The organism is Halovenus carboxidivorans (assembly GCF_009831575.1).
In the GTDB taxonomy this organism is placed as follows: Archaea; Halobacteriota; Halobacteria; order Halobacteriales; family Haloarculaceae; genus Halovenus; species Halovenus carboxidivorans.
In genome coordinates, this window is record NZ_WUUT01000003.1 from 477,520 (window position 1) to 492,854 (window position 15,335).

General features: G+C 66.6%; 22 protein-coding genes. 12 read left to right on the top strand and 10 right to left on the bottom strand.

All coding sequences use genetic code 11. The features are described from left to right. Nucleotides 1–21: 21 nt before the first annotated feature. Nucleotides 22–570, bottom strand: a complete 549-nt coding sequence (locus GRX03_RS10370) for a phosphohydrolase (protein WP_159764122.1) — start codon at nt 568–570, stop codon at nt 22–24. Between the two features lie 43 nt (nt 571–613). Continuing rightward, nucleotides 614–1,792 carry an HD domain-containing protein gene (locus GRX03_RS10375; RefSeq protein WP_159764123.1) on the bottom strand — a complete coding sequence of 393 codons (1,179 nt, stop codon included), beginning with the start codon at nt 1,790–1,792 and terminating at the stop codon, nt 614–616. An 88-nt stretch (nt 1,793–1,880) separates the two neighbouring features. Here GRX03_RS10375 and GRX03_RS10380 point away from each other — a divergent pair, with 88 nt between their 5' ends. The 3 genes from GRX03_RS10380 to GRX03_RS10390 all read left to right on the top strand — a co-directional run bounded on the left by GRX03_RS10380 (nt 1,881) and on the right by GRX03_RS10390 (nt 4,198). Further along, on the top strand, nt 1,881–2,372 hold the full coding sequence (locus tag GRX03_RS10380) for a metallophosphoesterase family protein (RefSeq protein WP_159764124.1): 492 nt from the start codon (nt 1,881–1,883) through the stop codon (nt 2,370–2,372). A gap of 67 nt (nt 2,373–2,439) precedes the next feature. Then, nucleotides 2,440–3,195, top strand: coding sequence for a coenzyme F420-0:L-glutamate ligase (locus GRX03_RS10385; protein ID WP_159764125.1), 756 nt, complete (start codon nt 2,440–2,442; stop codon nt 3,193–3,195). Beyond that, entirely contained in the window at nt 3,182–4,198 is a 1,017-nt protein-coding gene (locus GRX03_RS10390) for a 5,10-methylenetetrahydromethanopterin reductase (protein WP_159764126.1), read from the top strand. Before GRX03_RS10385 ends, GRX03_RS10390 begins: the two co-directional genes overlap by 14 nt. Nucleotides 4,199–4,212: 14 nt before the next feature. Here GRX03_RS10390 and GRX03_RS10395 read toward each other — a convergent pair whose 3' ends face one another. Continuing rightward, nucleotides 4,213–4,485, bottom strand: a complete 273-nt coding sequence (locus tag GRX03_RS10395) for a hypothetical protein (protein WP_159764127.1) — start codon at nt 4,483–4,485, stop codon at nt 4,213–4,215. A gap of 111 nt (nt 4,486–4,596) precedes the next feature. Beyond that, nucleotides 4,597–4,809, bottom strand: coding sequence for a hypothetical protein (locus GRX03_RS10400; protein WP_159764128.1), 213 nt, complete (start codon nt 4,807–4,809; stop codon nt 4,597–4,599). 81 nt (nt 4,810–4,890) lie between these two features. Between GRX03_RS10400 and GRX03_RS10405 the strand changes: the two genes are divergently transcribed. The 3 genes from GRX03_RS10405 to GRX03_RS10415 all read left to right on the top strand — a co-directional run bounded on the left by GRX03_RS10405 (nt 4,891) and on the right by GRX03_RS10415 (nt 6,793). Beyond that, complete coding sequence (locus tag GRX03_RS10405; protein WP_159764129.1) at nt 4,891–5,118, top strand: DUF7573 domain-containing protein; 228 nt, start codon at nt 4,891–4,893, stop codon at nt 5,116–5,118. A 41-nt stretch (nt 5,119–5,159) separates the two neighbouring features. Further along, nucleotides 5,160–5,669, top strand: coding sequence for a macro domain-containing protein (locus GRX03_RS10410; RefSeq protein WP_159764130.1), 510 nt, complete (start codon nt 5,160–5,162; stop codon nt 5,667–5,669). A gap of 68 nt (nt 5,670–5,737) precedes the next feature. Then, a complete protein-coding gene (locus tag GRX03_RS10415; RefSeq protein ID WP_159764131.1) occupies nt 5,738–6,793 on the top strand; it encodes a S66 family peptidase in 1,056 nt (351 codons plus the stop codon). 20 nt (nt 6,794–6,813) lie between these two features. Here the strand turns inward: GRX03_RS10415 and GRX03_RS10420 are convergent, their stop codons facing one another. Together GRX03_RS10420 and GRX03_RS10425 are read right to left on the bottom strand one after the other, a co-directional pair. Continuing rightward, on the bottom strand, nt 6,814–7,788 hold the full coding sequence (locus GRX03_RS10420; protein ID WP_159764132.1) for an aldo/keto reductase: 975 nt from the start codon (nt 7,786–7,788) through the stop codon (nt 6,814–6,816). A gap of 62 nt (nt 7,789–7,850) precedes the next feature. Next, on the bottom strand, nt 7,851–8,294 hold the full coding sequence (locus GRX03_RS10425; RefSeq protein WP_159764133.1) for a molybdopterin-dependent oxidoreductase: 444 nt from the start codon (nt 8,292–8,294) through the stop codon (nt 7,851–7,853). Nucleotides 8,295–8,398: 104 nt separating this feature from the next. Between GRX03_RS10425 and GRX03_RS10430 the strand changes: the two genes are divergently transcribed. Then, entirely contained in the window at nt 8,399–8,998 is a 600-nt protein-coding gene (locus GRX03_RS10430; RefSeq protein WP_368278306.1) for a YigZ family protein, read from the top strand. Nucleotide 8,999: 1 nt separating this feature from the next. Here the strand turns inward: GRX03_RS10430 and upp are convergent, their stop codons facing one another. Further along, nucleotides 9,000–9,677, bottom strand: coding sequence for a uracil phosphoribosyltransferase (upp, locus tag GRX03_RS10435; RefSeq protein ID WP_159764134.1), 678 nt, complete (start codon nt 9,675–9,677; stop codon nt 9,000–9,002). Nucleotides 9,678–9,823: 146 nt separating this feature from the next. On the opposite strand from upp, the gene GRX03_RS10440 reads away from it, so the two are divergent. Beyond that, nucleotides 9,824–10,567 (top strand): SDR family NAD(P)-dependent oxidoreductase, encoded by a 744-nt coding sequence (locus tag GRX03_RS10440; RefSeq protein ID WP_159764135.1) that lies wholly within the window; start codon nt 9,824–9,826, stop codon nt 10,565–10,567. Between the two features lie 69 nt (nt 10,568–10,636). Next, complete coding sequence (locus GRX03_RS10445; protein WP_159764136.1) at nt 10,637–11,230, top strand: metal-dependent hydrolase; 594 nt, start codon at nt 10,637–10,639, stop codon at nt 11,228–11,230. A gap of 2 nt (nt 11,231–11,232) precedes the next feature. Here GRX03_RS10445 and GRX03_RS10450 read toward each other — a convergent pair whose 3' ends face one another. The 3 genes from GRX03_RS10450 to GRX03_RS10460 all read right to left on the bottom strand — a co-directional run bounded on the left by GRX03_RS10450 (nt 11,233) and on the right by GRX03_RS10460 (nt 12,981). Then, nucleotides 11,233–11,823 (bottom strand): DUF7411 family protein, encoded by a 591-nt coding sequence (locus GRX03_RS10450; RefSeq protein ID WP_159764137.1) that lies wholly within the window; start codon nt 11,821–11,823, stop codon nt 11,233–11,235. A 1-nt stretch (nt 11,824) separates the two neighbouring features. Beyond that, on the bottom strand, nt 11,825–12,172 hold the full coding sequence (locus GRX03_RS10455; protein WP_159764138.1) for a DNA-binding protein: 348 nt from the start codon (nt 12,170–12,172) through the stop codon (nt 11,825–11,827). An 80-nt stretch (nt 12,173–12,252) separates the two neighbouring features. Beyond that, nucleotides 12,253–12,981, bottom strand: coding sequence for a hypothetical protein (locus tag GRX03_RS10460; RefSeq protein ID WP_159764139.1), 729 nt, complete (start codon nt 12,979–12,981; stop codon nt 12,253–12,255). Nucleotides 12,982–13,186: 205 nt separating this feature from the next. Between GRX03_RS10460 and GRX03_RS10465 the strand changes: the two genes are divergently transcribed. From GRX03_RS10465 to rpl12p, 3 genes are read left to right on the top strand one after another with little or no spacing between them, the layout of a single operon-like run. Continuing rightward, nucleotides 13,187–13,825, top strand: a complete 639-nt coding sequence (locus GRX03_RS10465) for a 50S ribosomal protein L1 (protein WP_159764140.1) — start codon at nt 13,187–13,189, stop codon at nt 13,823–13,825. A gap of 1 nt (nt 13,826) precedes the next feature. Next, the gene (locus GRX03_RS10470) at nt 13,827–14,870 is read left to right on the top strand and encodes a 50S ribosomal protein L10 (protein WP_159764141.1); all 1,044 of its coding nucleotides are present in this window, start codon (nt 13,827–13,829) and stop codon (nt 14,868–14,870) included. A gap of 9 nt (nt 14,871–14,879) precedes the next feature. Continuing rightward, complete coding sequence (gene rpl12p, locus GRX03_RS10475) at nt 14,880–15,236, top strand: 50S ribosomal protein P1 (RefSeq protein WP_159764142.1); 357 nt, start codon at nt 14,880–14,882, stop codon at nt 15,234–15,236. Nucleotides 15,237–15,335 lie beyond the last annotated feature (99 nt).

Genomic DNA, 15,335 nt, shown 5'->3' on the forward strand with positions numbered 1-15,335 from the left:
TCGGCGCTCTCACGGTGACGATCACTCCATGTCAGCGCGCAGCTGTTCGGCCCGGTCGAGAAACTGCTCCCGGACCCGTTCGGGCGAACAGGCGGAGAGTTCGTAGGGGAGATCCGGAACCGACGGCGGCTCGAACTCCGCGAGCAGTGTGTCCGCCTCGTAGTGAAAGAGTCGGTCGTCGGCGTCCATCACCACCTCCCACTCCGACTCCGTCGGCGGATCGACGCCGAGCCGGTCCCAGACGGCCGCCAGAATCCGCTGTTCGATGCGCTCGAAGGTCTCGATCTCCCGTTTGACCGGGCGCGGCACGTCGGAGATATACGCCTCTGCGGCGTCGTGAAAGAGCCCGTACAGCTGTATCGTCGGTCCGTGCTCCGATAGCTCCTCGCTGACGTAGATCGAGTGCGTCCCGACGGAGTAGTAGAACTGACACTGCCCGGCGTAGCGGCAGGTGTTCGCAAGCCCGTTCGCGATATCCGGCAGTTCGATCCGCTCCGGATCGGGGTCGAGGGGGTGGAACTCCCCACCCGTGTAGGTTCCGATCGGATCACCGCGGCGCTGCTCGCTCATATTTCGACATATTGCGGCGGATTGAAAGCTCTGTCCGCTCCGGCTACCTGTTCCCAGTCCCGGGCTTCAGGCCGAGCACGGCAGTCGCCGCCTCCCCGACCGCCGACGCGTGTTCCTCAGGACAGTAGACCCCGAGTCGCCAGCGGGCACGCTCGGTCGCTCGCAGGCCGCTGACCAGTTCGGACGCGTCCTCTAGCTGCTGGACGACGCCGTCGACGACGACGTTCGTCCCCGACTCTTTCAGCCCCGGTCGGTCGGGGATGTCGACGATCACCTCGGTCGGATCGACCCCAGCGTGGTCGGCAATCTCCCGCTCGGCCGTCCGTTCCTCCTCGTGCCCCGCGTCCATCGTCCCGCGCGGCACGTCTCCGGGCTCCGCCCAGACCGCCCGCTTGTACAGTTGGCGGCGCTCGATCCGCCGGCCCAGTTCCGGCACCTCCGCCGACAGTTCGACCAGCAGTTCGTGGTCGGGCATCCGCCGGAACTGCTCGATGCCCGTTTCGGTCCGGTCGAGATACCGCTCGCAGGCGCGTTCGAGCATCGCTCCGGCGATCCGCGAGACGTGGTGACGGTAGACGACGCCGTTCATCAGCGAGCGCGCGACCAGAAGCGACTCGGCTGTCGCGACGTTTCCCTCCCCGAGAACGAGCCGTCCGCCTTCCAGCCGAAGCGCCCGGACGAGCCGACCGTGATCGATCGTCCCGTACGGGACGCCCGTGTGGTGGGCGTCGCGGATGAGGTAGTCCATCCGGTCGACATCGAGTTCGCCGGAGACCAGTTCGCCGATGCCGTCCTCGCCCGCCACCAGCGCCGCCACCCGCACCGGATCGAGGTCGTGTGATTCGAGAGTCTGGCAGAGTTCCCGCTCGGGGTCGGTGAGCAGCCACGCGATGTCGTCGTGGTCCTTCCCGGTTCGACGCTCGATCAGCTCCTCGGTCTGGTGGCCGTACGGACCGTGACCGACGTCGTGGACGAGCGCCGCCGCTCGGACGAGCGCCGCCGTCTCCTCGTCGACATCGAGGTGCGAAAGCGCGGTCCTCGCGAGATGATAGACCCCGAGGCTGTGCTCGAACCGCGTGTGGTTGGCCGAGGGATAGACGAGCCGCACCGTCGAGAGCTGTTTGACGTGTCGCAGCCGCTGCATCGCCGGCGTGTCGATCAACTCCGAGGCGACCGGCCCCAGCGTGATGTAATCGTGAATGCTGTCCTTGATCGGATTCATGGGTTCACTGCGGCGGCTGTCCCCAACGGGGTTTCGGATCGCCGCGGTGACGCCCCAGTTTCTTGTCGCTCGTGACCAACGTCTACACATGGAGATCGCAATCGTCAGCGACACCCACATCCCCTCGCGTGAACAGACCATTCCCGAGCAGTTCCGCGAGCGCATCGCGGACGCCGATCACGTGATCCACGCCGGCGATTTCGACTCGAAAGGGGCGCTCGCGGAGATCCAGGATCTCGCCCCGGCGCTCACTGCCGTCGCCGGCAACATGGATCCACAGATCGGACTCCCGGAGGTCGCGACGGTCGAACTCGGCGGCGTCGAGTTCGTCGTCACCCACGGCACCGGCTCGCCCAGGGGGTACGAGCGCCGCGTCGCGAACGCGGTCCGGAAACACGCGGACAGCGAGCAGGCGGTCGGGGTCGCCGGCCACACCCACGAGCTGTTGGATACGACTCACGACGGGATTCGCCTGCTCAACCCGGGCAGTCTCACGGGTGCGCGGCCGGCCAGCGAGGCGACGATGCTGGCTGCCGCCGCCGAGGACGGCTCGCTGTCCGTGACGGTACGGGAGGCGTAAGATCACAGACGCCGTCCAGATTCGCCAGTTCCGGGCTCCTTTTCACGCGGTACGCCCGAATAGCCGTATGAACGTCTTCGCCGTCGAGGGGTTACCCGAGATCGAACCCGGCGACGACATCGCGTCGCTGATCGCCGAGCGGGTCGATCTCACCCCGACCGATATCGTCTGCGTTGCCAGCACCATCGTCTCGAAAGCAGAGGGTCGGCAGGCGGATCTCTCGGAGTTCGAACCCGGCGAGCAGGCCGAGCGCATCGCCGAGCAGGTCGGCGACCTCGCGGACGAGGAGAAAGATCCCCGCTTCGCACAGGCGGTCATCGAGGAGAGCGAGGAACTGCTCATGGAGTTTCCGATCATGCTCGCGGTCACGACGTTCGGCCACATCACGATCAACGCCGGGATCGACCGCTCGAACGTTCCCGACGCCGATCTGTTGCTTCTCCCGGAGGATCCGACCGCGAGCGCACAGCGCCTCCACGAGGCACTCGGGGTCCCGGTCATCGTCACCGACACGTCCGGGCGGCCGTTCCGTCACGGCCAGCGCGGCGTCGCAATCGGCTGGGCGGGGATGCCCGCCGCACGGGACTGGCGGGGCACGTACGACCGCGACGGTAAAGAACTCGAAGCGACCGTCCAGGCCGTGGTCGACGAACTCGCGGCGGCCGCCAACCTCGTCACCGGCGAGGGCGCAGGCGGCAAGCCGGTGGCGGTCGTCCGGGACTGGGAGTTCGGTGAGTTCGACGGCAGCGACGACCTGTTCCGCGACGAAGACGAAGACCTGATCCGGCCGGCACTCAAGGAGTACTCCCATGCTGGGGATTGAACTCACGCCGGAGCACCCGGTCGCGCGGGTCGGCGGCCTCGCGGCGAGCGCCGAAGACGCCGGCTTCGATACGGTCTTTGTCAGCCACCACTACAACAACCGCGACGAGTTCGTCGCGCTGGCAGATATCGCCCGCCGCACCGACAGCGTCCGCCTCGGCCCCGGGATCACCAATCCCTACGAGAGCCATCCGGTGACACTGGCCTCCCGGGCGGCGACTATCGACGAGTACGCCGACGGTCGGGGCGTCTACGGGATCGGCCCCGGCGACCGGTCGACGCTCGGGAATCTCGGCTACGATCACGACGACGCGCTCCGTCGGGTGCTGGAGACGATGCAGGTGAGCCGACGGCTCTGGGACGGCGACCGCGTCGACCACGACGGCACCTTCGAGGCCGCCGACGCGGGCCTGAACTACGAGGCGCGCCGCCTCCCGATCTACGTCGGCGCGCAGGGGCCACACATGACCCGGATGGCCGCGAAACACGCCGACGGCGTGCTCTACAACGGTGCCCATCCCCGCGACATCGAGTGGGCGGGTGATCGGGTCCGGGAGGGTCTCGCTGAGCGCCCCGACGACAGCGTGGTGTCCAACTCCCCCTCTCACCAGACCGGGATCGACGGCGAGTTCGATTTCGCGGCGTACGCCAGCGTCAGCCTCGCCACGACGGAGGAGGCCGCCCGGGAGGCCGCCCGGCCGCCGGTCGCCTTCATCGCCAGCGGCGCGCCGGCACCGGTGCTGGATCGACACGGCCTCGACGAGGACCTCACAGCGGAGATCGGTGCGGCCATCGCCGCCGGCGAGTTCGAGTCGGCTTTCGGACTCGTCACTGAGGAGATGATCGACGCGTTCTGTCTCGCGGGCACGCCCGAGAGCACCCGCGACCAGTTCGAGGCGATTCTCTCGGAGGCGGACAGCCTGGTGATGGGGTCGCCGCTCGGGCCGGATCTCGACGAGGCAATCGAGCTAATGGGCGAGTTGGCGACCGGTCTCGACCTCTGACCGGCGATCCGGTCTCAGCCGCCCTCACCGCTTTGCTCTGCTTCGAGTTCCTCGAGTCGGTCCTGTAACTCCTCGACGGCCTGCTCGTCGACCGTCCCCCAGTACGCGACGATGACGAGCGTCAGGACGAAGACGATTCCCCAGCCGAGCGTCGCGTACTCGTCCGGGACGTACAGCCCGAAGATGCCGTCGATGACGCCTTCGAGCGAAAAGACGATAATTACCGGCCCGACGACCTCACGCGGCAGAAAGTGATTCAGATACGCCTTGAAAACACTCGTATCCATACCCCGATACTCTCCGTCGACCGACAAAGTACTGTCCCCGTTTCGCGCGCAGTGGCCCGGTCCTCTCTACCTGATACTCCCCGAGCGATCCCCGGGTCCTGCGAGACCACCTCAGTTCTCGGGGTGTTCGGCGCCGAACGACTCCGGCAGGAAGAGACTGAGAATCGCGCCGGTGGCGAGATAGCCGAAGTAGGCGGTCGGTGCGATCACGAAAATCGCCCCGAAGAGCACGAGCAGCGCCTCGGCCGGCCCCTGTGCGGCCACGTCGGCGAACTCCCCGGGCATGTCGATGATGCTTTCGAGCAGTCGGGATGGTAGGCTCATACCTGAGTGTTAGCCGGGGTGTACTTGTGTGTGTCCCTCTCGACCGACGGGCTGAGATAGCTCCGGTCCGTAGGGCGACCGATGACCGACCGTTCGCTCGACGAGTTCGTCCCCGGATCGGACCAGGAGGCCGACGACGAACCCGCAGATGCGGCTACGGAGCAGTCCGTCGACACGACACCCGATCCGACGACTGCGACCGCCACCGTCTCGCCGGGGGGCGCGTCCTGTGAGGACTGCGGTGAGACGGTCACGCGCCGCTGGCGGGACGACGGTGCCTACGTCTGCGGGGACTGCAAGGAGTGGTGACCCGATCAACGCTTTTTGAGGATGCCTGCCAACGAGTACACATGAACTTCGAGGTAATCCAGGGCGACATCGCGCAACAATCGGCGGACGTGCTGGTCAACGCCGCGGGGACGAGTCTCCAGATGGGCTCCGGCGTCGCAGGGGCCCTGCGCCGCGCCGCCGGCCAACAGATCAACGAGGAGGCGGTCTCGAAGGGACCGATCGATCTCGGGGAGGTCGCCGTCACCGACGCCTACGCGCTCGACGCCGAGTACGTCGTCCACGCCGCCGCGATGCCCCATTACGGCGACGGGAAGGCGACCGCCGAGAGCATCGCTGACGCGACCCGCAACACGCTGGAGACGGCCGAGGAACTCGGCGCCGAGTCGCTGGTCATCCCCGCTCTGGGATGCGGCGTCGCGGGCTTCGCTCTCGACGAGGGCGCGCGGATCATCGCCGAACAGATCGACGCACACGAGCCGTCTTCGCTGTCGGACGTTCGGTTCATCGGCTACTCCGACGAGGAGTACGAGACGATCGAGCGCGCCGCCGACAGCGTCCGCGGCGAGTGACTGACCGCTGTCTCGACGCGTGAGACTCCGACCGAAGGATTTTGTCGCAGACAGGTACACGTAGTTACATGCAGTCGTTCGTCACGCCGCCGCCGCTGGAACCGGGCGATCAGGTGGCCGTCGTCGCGCCGTCGAGCGGCGGTGCCCGGGAGGCACCGCACGTCTTCGAACTCGGCCTGCGACGGCTCCGTGAGGTGTTCGAGTTGGAGCCAGTCGTCTACCCGACCGCCCGCCAGGGCAACGAGTTTCTCTCGGCGAACCCCCGGGCCAGGGCCGCCGATATCCACGCCGCCTGCCGTGACCCCGACATCGGCGCCATCGTCGCCACAATCGGCGGCAGCGACCAGCTACGGGTGCTCGAACACCTCGACTCCGACGTGTTGCGGGCGCATCCGACCCGCTTCTACGGGATGAGCGACAACACCAACCTCGAACTGTTCCTCTGGCGGGCCGGCGTCGTCTCGTACAACGGCGCGCAACTGATGAACGAACTCGCGATTCCGGGCGAACTCCCCGAGTACACCGAGCGGTACTGCCGGCGAGCCTTCTTCGAGGACTCGCTGGGCGTGCTCGACCCGGCACGGGAGTGGACCGACGAACCCTCGACGTGGTGGACCGACCCCGCCGAGATGGGGGCGCCGCCGACGTACGACCAGAACCCCGGCCGGGAGTGGGCCGGCGGCGACGAGGCCGTCTCGGGGCGACTGTGGGGCGGCAACCGCGCAGTCGTCGAGTGGCAACTGGCGACCGACCGGTATCTCCCGGATCCGGACCGTCTCGACGGTGCGGTACTGTGTCTGGAGACGGCCGAATCGATTCCGGAACCCGAGGAGGTCGGTGGGACGCTGATGTGTCTGGGCGAGCGCGGCCTGCTCGAGCGGTTCGACGGCGTCGTCGTCGGCCGCGCCCCGACGCGGAGTTTCCTCACCGAACCCCCGCGCGACCGCCGGGAGGCGTATCGGGAGCGACTGCGGGCGACAATCGTCGAGCAAATCGACCGGTACAACCCCGACGCCCCGGTCGTCCTCGGCGTCGACTGGGGACACACGACGCCGATTGCACCGCTGCCGCTGGGCGGAACAGTCCATCTCGACCCCGAACAGGGGACGATCCGCTGTGAGTAGTCGTCGTCGTCGGCCGGCGCTTATTCGTGGCCGCTGACCGACACCGGCTCGTAGGGCTCTTCGAGCCACTCGATGTCGCTGTCCGACAGCGAGATATCGAGCGCCTCGACGGCCTCCTCTAGGTGTTCGATACTCGTCGTGCCGACGATTGGCGCGTCCACCACGTCCTTGTGCAGCACCCACGACAGCGCAATCTGGGCCATCGAGGCGTCTTTCTCCTCGGCTATCTCCTGGACGCGCTCGTTGATCTCCTGGCCGTTGCCCTCGAAGTAGGGGTGTTCCTTGGCGTAGTCGTCGGACTGCCCCCGGGTCGTCGCGTCGAACTCCTCGTGCGGTCGGGCGAGATAGCCACGTGCCAGCGGACTCCACGGGATGACCCCGATGTTGTTCTTCTCACAGTAGGGGAGCATCTCCCGCTCCTCCTCGCGATAGAGCAGGTTGTAGTGGTTCTGCATCGTCCGGAACTGATCGAGTCCCTGCCGCTCGGCGGTGTGTTGTGCCTCCGCGAACTGGTGGGTCCACATCGAACTCGCGCCGAGATACCGGACCTTCTCGCGGCGCACCGCGTCGTCTAACGCCTGCATCGTCACGTCGATGGGCGTGTCGTAGTCCCAGCGGTGGATCTGGTAGAGGTCGATGGTGTCCATCCCGAGCCGCTCGCGGCTGGCGTCTAACTCCTGTTCGATGGCCTTCCGCGAGAGACCGCCAGAGTTGGGGTCCTCGTCGTCCATCTGGAAGAAACACTTCGTCGCGACGACCATCTCGTCGCGTCTGCCTTCGAGGGCATTCCCCAGGATGCGTTCGGACTCACCGACCGAGTACATGTTGGCGGTGTCGAAGAAGTTGATGCCGAGGTCGATCGCCCGGTCGATGATCGGGTGGCTGTCCTCCTCGTCGAGCACCCACTCGCGCCACTCCGGGGTTCCGAAGCTCATGCAACCGAGACAGATGCGACTGACTTCCAGTCCCGTATCGCCCAGTGTCGTGTACTCCATATCCCCGCTGTCGAACGGGACCGCTGAAAACCTTCCGGGCGCTCACCCGTCGCTCTGAACTCCTACGCTGAGGGCTCTCCCTCGCTCTCGCCCGTCGTCTCCAACTCCGAGGGGTGCTCGTCGCTGTCGAGGTGGATCCCCTCGATTCGCTGCACGCCCTTCACGCTGTGTGTCGAGTCGATCGCCGGGCCGACCAGCCGCGTCGCCACGTCGCCCCCGACCGGTTCGCCGTTGCACTCGTAGGCAAGAAGGCAGTCGAAGGCGTCGCGGATCTCGACGCACATCCGGTATCCCCCCGCGCCGTGGACCAGCAGGTGAGTCGTCTCCTCGGGCATCTCCGCGGCGAACACGAGTTCGTCGACGGGGACACCTCGCCACTGCTCACCGATCGTCCGCCCGCTGTGACACTGTAACGGGATCCGGCGCTGTTCGACCGGAAACTCCTCGCACTCGTCGAGCGTCGCGGGAAGCGTGAGTTCCTCCGTTCCGATGATCGTCGGCGCCACGGGAGTAGTTCGTCTGGGCGACACTTGATAGCTGTCGCCGTTCCCAGCCAGTGAGAGCCGGCGCCGTCGAAAGCGACAAGCCGGCAAGCACCGAATCTGCGAGCGTGAACGAGTCGTACCGGACCGTCGCCGGCCGCGAGCGAGCGCGTTTCGAGATCAGCGGCTCCGAGTTCATCGGTCACGTCGCGCCCGTCGAGACCGTCGAGGCCGCCGAACAGTTCGTCGACGCGATCAGCACGGAGTACGCGGACGCGACCCACAACGTCCCGGCCTATCGGGTTCGGGCGGAGCCGTTGCGGGAGTGGGCCAGCGACGACGGCGAACCCAGCGGCAGTGCCGGCGACCCCGCGCTGAACGTCCTCGAACAGGAGGAACTGGAGAACGTCGCCGCGGTCGTCACCCGATACTACGGCGGGACGAAACTCGGCGTCGGCGGACTCGCACGCGCGTACTCGCGAGGTGTCAAAGAGGCAATCGAGGAGACGGAGATCATCGAGGAGCGCCCGCACGAGCGCTTTTCCATCACCGTCGAATACGACGACTCCGGCAGCGTCCGCGGGATCCTCGAAAGCGAAGGCGTCGAGTTCGAGGCCAGCTACGAGGCCGATGTCGAGTTCGCGGTCAGAGTCCCGAAACCGGACGGGAGCGAACTGAGAGACCGTATTCGGAGCGCAACCAGCGGCCGCGCGACCTTTTCGGAGTGACTTACTCCGTTCTGAACGCCCGGTCGCCCGCGTCCCCGAGTCCGGGAACGATGAACCCCTCGTCGTTGAGGTGGTCGTCGACCGCGACGGTCACCAGTTCCGCCTCGTCGAACTCCTCGTCGATCCGTTCGAGACCGGTCGGTGCGCTGACCGCAGAGAGGACGAGCAACTGCTCCGGGTCGGCCTCGCCGCCGAGCAGGTGGCCGAGCACCGCCGAGAGGGTGCTCCCGGTCGCGAGCATCGGGTCGGCGACGATCACGGTGTCCTCGGGGCGGATCTCCGGCAGTTTGACGTACTCGACGGAGATGGGGAACGAGCCGTCCTCGTCCATGCCGGCGCTCTCGTCGCGGCTGGCCGAGATGACGCCCTGTCGGGCCGCCGGAAACGCCTTCAGGAGCCCCTCGACGAACGGCGTCGCCGCCCGGAGGACGTTGACGATCACGACGTCGTCCAGCCCCTGGATCTCCGGACCGGTCGTCTCCGTCAGCGGCGTCTGGACCGGCACCTCCTCGGTCTCGAGCCAGGTGTCGATGATCTCGTATCCGCAGATCCGGCCGAGTCGGACCAGCCCCTTCCGGAACGCGATCTGTTCGGTTTCGACGCTACGCAGCTCCGTGAGCGTGTGCTGTGCGAGCGCGTGTGTGATCACGGCGGCGTGCTCGCGGTGTTCGACGGACATACCTGTCTGTGGGCCTGGCGGCCCTATGACTGTGGTGTTCTCCGTCCGTGTCGGCTCGGGGCCGATCGGCTCCGACAGCCTCGCCGGGAACGGGTCCGGACTGCCGGTTGTCCCGGATTCAAACCGGCTCGGGCCGAAGACGACACATGATCGAGCCCGATTTGTCCGGACAGACCGCGCTCGTGACCGGGAGCGCGAAAGGCGTCGGCCGCGAGTTCCTGCTCGCGCTGGCGGACTGCGGCGCGGACGTGGCCGTCCACTACCGATCCAGCGCCGAGGAGGCCGAGGCGGTTCGCGAGACGATCGAGGCCCGCGACGACGCTGGCGCGGTGACGACGGTCCAGGCCGACGTGACCGAACCCGAGGCGGTCGACCGGCTGTTCGACGAGGTGGAGGCCGCTCTCGGGACCGTCGACGTGCTCGTCAACAACGTCGGCGCGTTCGCGCCTCGCCACTGGGAGGAGTTAGACCACGAGACCTGGGAGACGGTCATCGAGACGAACCTCTACGGGACGTATCTCTGCTCGAAACGCGCCCTCCCGGGGATGCGCGAACAGGAGTACGGCCGGATCGTCAACGTCGGCTACGCCTCCAGCGAGAAGGGGCTGGTCAGCCCGAAGAACTTCCCGTATTTCGTGGCGAAATCCGGCGTGTTGATGTTCACGCGGATGCTCGCCGCCGACACGCAGACCGACGGGATCACCGTCAACGCCGTCTCGCCGTACACCGTCGAGAACTCCGCGGAGTTCCCCGACGAACTCCCCCGGGGTCGGCCCGCCCGGTTCGAGGACATGAACCAGGCGCTTCTGTTTTTCCTCGATCCGGACAGCGGGTACATCAGCGGCCAGAACGTCGAGGTCAGCGGCGGCTGGCTCCCGGAGTCGGTCTGACCGGATCCGGCCCGAGTCGGGCGGATCGAACCCCGAGACCTATGGTCACCGAGCAAGAAGACCGCACGTATGCCGAACTATCCGACACACGCACGGTGGGGCCGAATTGGTGCGGCGGCGATGGGTTCCGCCGTCGCCGCGGCGGTGTATTTCCTCTTCCTCTCGGCGGCTCTCGCCTTCGCGGCCGGACTCGGGGCCGCTGCGGCGACGTTCGTCGGCTCGATCTATCCCGACATCGACCACCACACCTCCAAGCCCCGGCAGAAGGCCGTTCGGTGGTTTCAGGGGCTGGTGGTGCTCGGTATCGCCTCGCTGGCCGGGCTGAGTTGGCCACAACTCGTCGACGGGATCGAGACCGCGAGCACGACCGCCGGCCTCGACCTTCCCGTCCCGCCGGAGGTCGTCGGGGCCGTGTCGGTCGTGCTCGTCGCCGCCGTCGCGACCAGCCTCGTCGATCCGGTGATCGGACTCGTCACGAACCGACACCGCGGCTGGACGCACAGCGTCCCGATCAACGCCGTGTTGATGGCGCTGTTGCTCGGCGGCCTCTGGCTGCTGCTCGGCGGACTGAGCTTCGAGCGCCGCGTGACCGCGCTGGTCGTCACTGGCACCTTCTACGTCGGGACGCTCATCCACCTCGGACTCGACGGCGAGATTCCGTAGCGCTACCGCCGCCCGACGACCCGCGACTGCGTGTGCTCGGGAAAGATCTCCGCGACCGTCCCCCCGCCGTGTTCCTCGGCGATCACCGCCCGCAACTCAGATTCGTAATCGCCTTTTTCGATCTCCTCGCTCGGTCCCGTCTCGACGACCAGGTGTTCCTCGGCAAGTTGGTCGATTGCCCCTCGACCGATGCCGGCCAGCGGCGCGAGATGGTCGACGCCGTACCGGTCTTCGATGCTCTGTGCGAGCGACCGGGGCACCGTCGGCACGCGGTCGTCGCGGCGGGTGCCGTCAGCGATCCCGTCGAAATCGAGCGCGGCGGCCCGTTCGAGGGCGTGTTCGTGGACGCGTTGGATCCCGTTGCGCGGGTAGCCGTCGTCGACCATCTCCGCGACTGCCTCCCGGGCAACGTCGGGATCGAGATCGACGCGCCGGGCCTCGAACCCGGCGGCTTCGGCGGCGGCTATCGCGTGCTCGTAGTCGTCTGTGATTCCGAACGAACAGCAGAGCAATGTGAGATCGCAGCGGCCGTCCAACAACAGCGCAGCGAGCGTGGAGTCTTTCCCCCCACTCGACAGCAGGCCGACCTCCATCTCACCGGCGTTTGATGTCGAAGCTCTTCGAGTCGGGGGTCAGCTCCTTCAGTAGCTGTTTCATCTTCTCCTCGTCGATCTGGCCCTGAATGCGGCCGCTCTGGGCCAGCGCGATGATCTGCTGTTCGACCTTCTCCCCGACATCCGGCTTGGACATCTTGACGGTGTTCAGTCGCTTGCGCGCGCCGTCAGTGAGATGCTGGCGGAGAATCGCTTTCTTCTGGGCCTCGGCCTCCTGTCGCTGGGCCTCCATCGCTTCTTCCTGGCCCTCTCCCTGCTGTTCCTGCAGCTGTTTTCGCTTCTGTTCGCGAATCCGTTCGAGTTCTTCGTCACTTGGCTCGCCGCTCATACAGTACCATTGTCGAGTACGAGGCAAAATCATTACGGAAGGCGGGCCCTGGAACCGCGCGCAGCGACCTGCTGGCCCGATCAGACGAGGCGGTCGGCGTTCTCTCTGGCGATCAGGTACAGCGGCACGGCCAGGACGTTCAGCCCCGGGACCGCGGCCATCACAGCCCAGTTGCGCGGCCCGCCGGTCCAGTTGGTCGTCGTCCGTAGATACAGCGCGTCGACGTACAGCGACACCGGAAGCAGGAGAAAGGTCGCGACGAGCCAGCCGGCGACGAAGGGCCTCGTTCCGATGAACGCCGCCCCCGGGGCGAAGACTCCGACCAGCCCGATCACTGCCGACGGTGCCAGCCCCGCGAAGATCCCGAGGACGGCCTTCGGGGTGCCTCGCGGGCGGTCGTCGGGGACGACGGGGACGTAGTACCCCTCCGAGATCGTCAGCAGTAGCTCCCTGCCGACGAGCGTCTCGGGGTCGTCGTCCGCCCCGATCACCCCGAGCAGCCGGCTGAGCCGGTCGTCGGGACCTCGGTCCGCCGGCTCAAAGTAACAGACGAACACCGGTTCGTCGGTGCCCTCGACCGTCAACTCGACGGCCAGTGCCTGGGCTGTCTCGATGGCGACCGGATACCCTGTCGGGACTTCAGAGGCGGAGATGCGTTCGATTTCGCGGACGACCGCCGTGAACTGCTCGCCCTCGTCTTCCCCGTCGGTATCCGGCGGACGAGCGATCGGCTCCGGAGTGTCCCGGGGCTCTGTCTCCGGATCCTCGGCCTCCGGCGGGGCTGATTCTGTCCCGTCCTTGCCTGTCACACTTCTCTCTCGGCGCGCGGCCGTCAAAACGATGCTGTTTGACGAGCGCGTCCCCGTCGACTCGACGGCCCGACAGCGCCGTTGGCCTCCGCTGCGCGGCGGTTCGACGGTTTTAAGTGTCGCATCGGCTTCTTCCCAATCGAGACAGGCTTTCGCCTGTTTCACTGACCCGTAGAAGCCATCTGGCGTACTACGGAGGTGAACAATGGCAGATCAGGAAATAGAGGAGGCAGTCTCTCGCGCGCTTGACGAGTCACCGCCTCGGAACTTCACCGAGACGGTCGACATCGCAGTCAATCTGCGCGACATTGACCTCAACGATCCATCGAACCGAGTCGACGAGAGCGTCGTCCTGCCGGAAGGCACAGGACAGGAAACCAGTATTGTCGTGTTCGCGGAGGGCGAGACCGCCGTCCGCGCCGAGGAGGTCGCCGAAGACGTCCTCGATGCCGACGAACTGGCAGACCTGGGCGACGATGACGACGCGGCGAAAGACCTCGCCGAAGACACCGACTTCTTCCTCGCGGAGGAGCGGCTCATGCAGGATATCGGGCGCTATCTGGGGACCGTTCTCGGTCCGCGGGGGAAGATGCCCGAACCTGTCAGCCCCGACGACGACATCGTCGAGGTAATCGAGCGGATGAAAAACTCCGTTCAGATCCGCAGCGGCGACCGGCGGACCTTCCACACGCGCGTCGGCGCGGAGGACATGTCCGCCGAGGAGATCGCGGACAACATCGACGTGATCATCCGCCGCCTGGAGGCGAGCCTCGAGAAGGGTCCGCTCAACATCGATTCGGTCTACGTCAAGACGACGATGGGCCCAGCCACGGAGGTGGTCTGAGATGAGCACACAGGAACGCAAAACCGAGACGATTCCGGAGTGGAAACAGCAGGAAGTCGACGAGATTGGCGACTTCCTCGACCGCTACGACAGTGTCGGCGTCGTCGACATCACGGGCATTCCGAGCCGCCAGCTCCAGGACATGCGTCGTGATCTCCACGGCAGCGCCGAACTCCGCGTCTCGCGGAACACGCTGCTCGCCCGCTCGCTCGAAGAGGCCGGCTCCGGCCGCGAGGAGCTGACCGAGTTCGTGAGCGGACAGGTCGGACTGATCGGGACCAACGAGAACCCGTTCAGTCTCTTCCAGCAGCTGGAAGCCTCGAAGACCTCGGCGCCGATCAACGCCGGCGAGGTCGCCCCCAACGACATCGTCATTCCGGAGGGCGACACGGGGATCGACCCCGGTCCGTTCGTCGGTGAACTCCAGAGTATCGGTGCGAACGCCCGAATCGAGGAGGGATCGATTCAGGTGCTCGAGGATTCGACCGTCCTCGAAGCGGGCGAGGAGGTCTCCGCGGACCTCTCGAACGTGCTCTCGGAACTCGGGATCGAACCCAAAGAGGTCGGTCTCGACCTGCGCGCCGTCTACGCCGACGGCGTCCTGTTCGAGCCCGAGGATCTGGAACTCGACGTCGAGCAGTACCGCGCGGACATCTCCGCCGCGGCTGGTCGCGCCCAGAACCTCGCGCTCAACGCCGAGATCGCAACGAGCGACACGGCTCCGTCGCTTCTGGCCAAAGCCAGCGGCGAAGCCAAGAACCTCGCCCTGTACGCGGGGATCGAAAACGAGGAAGTCATGCCCGATCTGATCAGCAAGGCAGACGGGCAGGTCCGCGCGCTCGCCGCGCAGATCGACGACGAGGAGGCCCTGCCGGAGGAACTGCAGGACCTCGACGAGCCGGCAGCCGATGCACAGACTGACGACCAACCTGACGACTCCGAAGACGCCGACGAGGAAGACGCCGACGCCGAGGAGGCCGAGGCGGACGACGAGGAAGACGACGACGGCGACGATGTCGGCGACGCACTCGGAGACATGTTCTAACACACAACAATGGAATACGTATACGCAGCACTCATCCTGAACGAATCGGGCGAAGAGATCAACGAAGAAAACCTCACCAGCGTCCTCGAATCCGCTGGCGTCGACGTCGAGCAGTCCCGTGTCAAGGCGCTCGTCGCCGCACTGGAGGACGTCGACATCGAGGAAGCCGTCGAGGAAGCCACCGCAGTGCCCGCCGCAGGCGGCGCGGGTGGCGCAGGCGGCGCAGCCCCGGCCGACACCGGTGGCGAAGAGGAAGCGGCCGACGACGGCGACGACGACGAAGCAGAAGAAGCGGCCGACGAGGGCGGCGACGACGACGAAGACGACGGCGACGCAGGCGAAGGACTCGGCGAACTCTTCGGCTAATCCGCTCGTCTCTTTTCACCGTTCGTGGCGACGTTCTCGACAGCTACGGCTATCGGCCCCACCGTGCAGCAACCAAGCAGACTATACCGGCATCGGCCG

Bases quoted from the DNA above. Each gene is read 5' to 3' on its own strand.
- GRX03_RS10370 (WP_159764122.1), bottom strand. From the start codon at position 570: ATGAGCGAGCAGCGCCGCGGTGATCCGATCGGAACCTACACGGGTGGG.
- GRX03_RS10375 (WP_159764123.1), bottom strand. From the start codon at position 1,792: ATGAATCCGATCAAGGACAGCATTCACGATTACATCACGCTGGGGCCG.
- GRX03_RS10380 (WP_159764124.1), top strand. From the start codon at position 1,881: ATGGAGATCGCAATCGTCAGCGACACCCACATCCCCTCGCGTGAACAG.
- GRX03_RS10385 (WP_159764125.1), top strand. From the start codon at position 2,440: ATGAACGTCTTCGCCGTCGAGGGGTTACCCGAGATCGAACCCGGCGAC.
- GRX03_RS10390 (WP_159764126.1), top strand. From the start codon at position 3,182: ATGCTGGGGATTGAACTCACGCCGGAGCACCCGGTCGCGCGGGTCGGC.
- GRX03_RS10395 (WP_159764127.1), bottom strand. From the start codon at position 4,485: ATGGATACGAGTGTTTTCAAGGCGTATCTGAATCACTTTCTGCCGCGT.
- GRX03_RS10400 (WP_159764128.1), bottom strand. From the start codon at position 4,809: ATGAGCCTACCATCCCGACTGCTCGAAAGCATCATCGACATGCCCGGG.
- GRX03_RS10405 (WP_159764129.1), top strand. From the start codon at position 4,891: ATGACCGACCGTTCGCTCGACGAGTTCGTCCCCGGATCGGACCAGGAG.
- GRX03_RS10410 (WP_159764130.1), top strand. From the start codon at position 5,160: ATGAACTTCGAGGTAATCCAGGGCGACATCGCGCAACAATCGGCGGAC.
- GRX03_RS10415 (WP_159764131.1), top strand. From the start codon at position 5,738: ATGCAGTCGTTCGTCACGCCGCCGCCGCTGGAACCGGGCGATCAGGTG.
- GRX03_RS10420 (WP_159764132.1), bottom strand. From the start codon at position 7,788: ATGGAGTACACGACACTGGGCGATACGGGACTGGAAGTCAGTCGCATC.
- upp (WP_159764134.1), bottom strand. From the start codon at position 9,677: ATGTCCGTCGAACACCGCGAGCACGCCGCCGTGATCACACACGCGCTC.
- GRX03_RS10440 (WP_159764135.1), top strand. From the start codon at position 9,824: ATGATCGAGCCCGATTTGTCCGGACAGACCGCGCTCGTGACCGGGAGC.
- GRX03_RS10445 (WP_159764136.1), top strand. From the start codon at position 10,637: ATGCCGAACTATCCGACACACGCACGGTGGGGCCGAATTGGTGCGGCG.
- GRX03_RS10450 (WP_159764137.1), bottom strand. From the start codon at position 11,823: ATGGAGGTCGGCCTGCTGTCGAGTGGGGGGAAAGACTCCACGCTCGCT.
- GRX03_RS10455 (WP_159764138.1), bottom strand. From the start codon at position 12,172: ATGAGCGGCGAGCCAAGTGACGAAGAACTCGAACGGATTCGCGAACAG.
- GRX03_RS10465 (WP_159764140.1), top strand. From the start codon at position 13,187: ATGGCAGATCAGGAAATAGAGGAGGCAGTCTCTCGCGCGCTTGACGAG.
- GRX03_RS10470 (WP_159764141.1), top strand. From the start codon at position 13,827: ATGAGCACACAGGAACGCAAAACCGAGACGATTCCGGAGTGGAAACAG.
- rpl12p (WP_159764142.1), top strand. From the start codon at position 14,880: ATGGAATACGTATACGCAGCACTCATCCTGAACGAATCGGGCGAAGAG.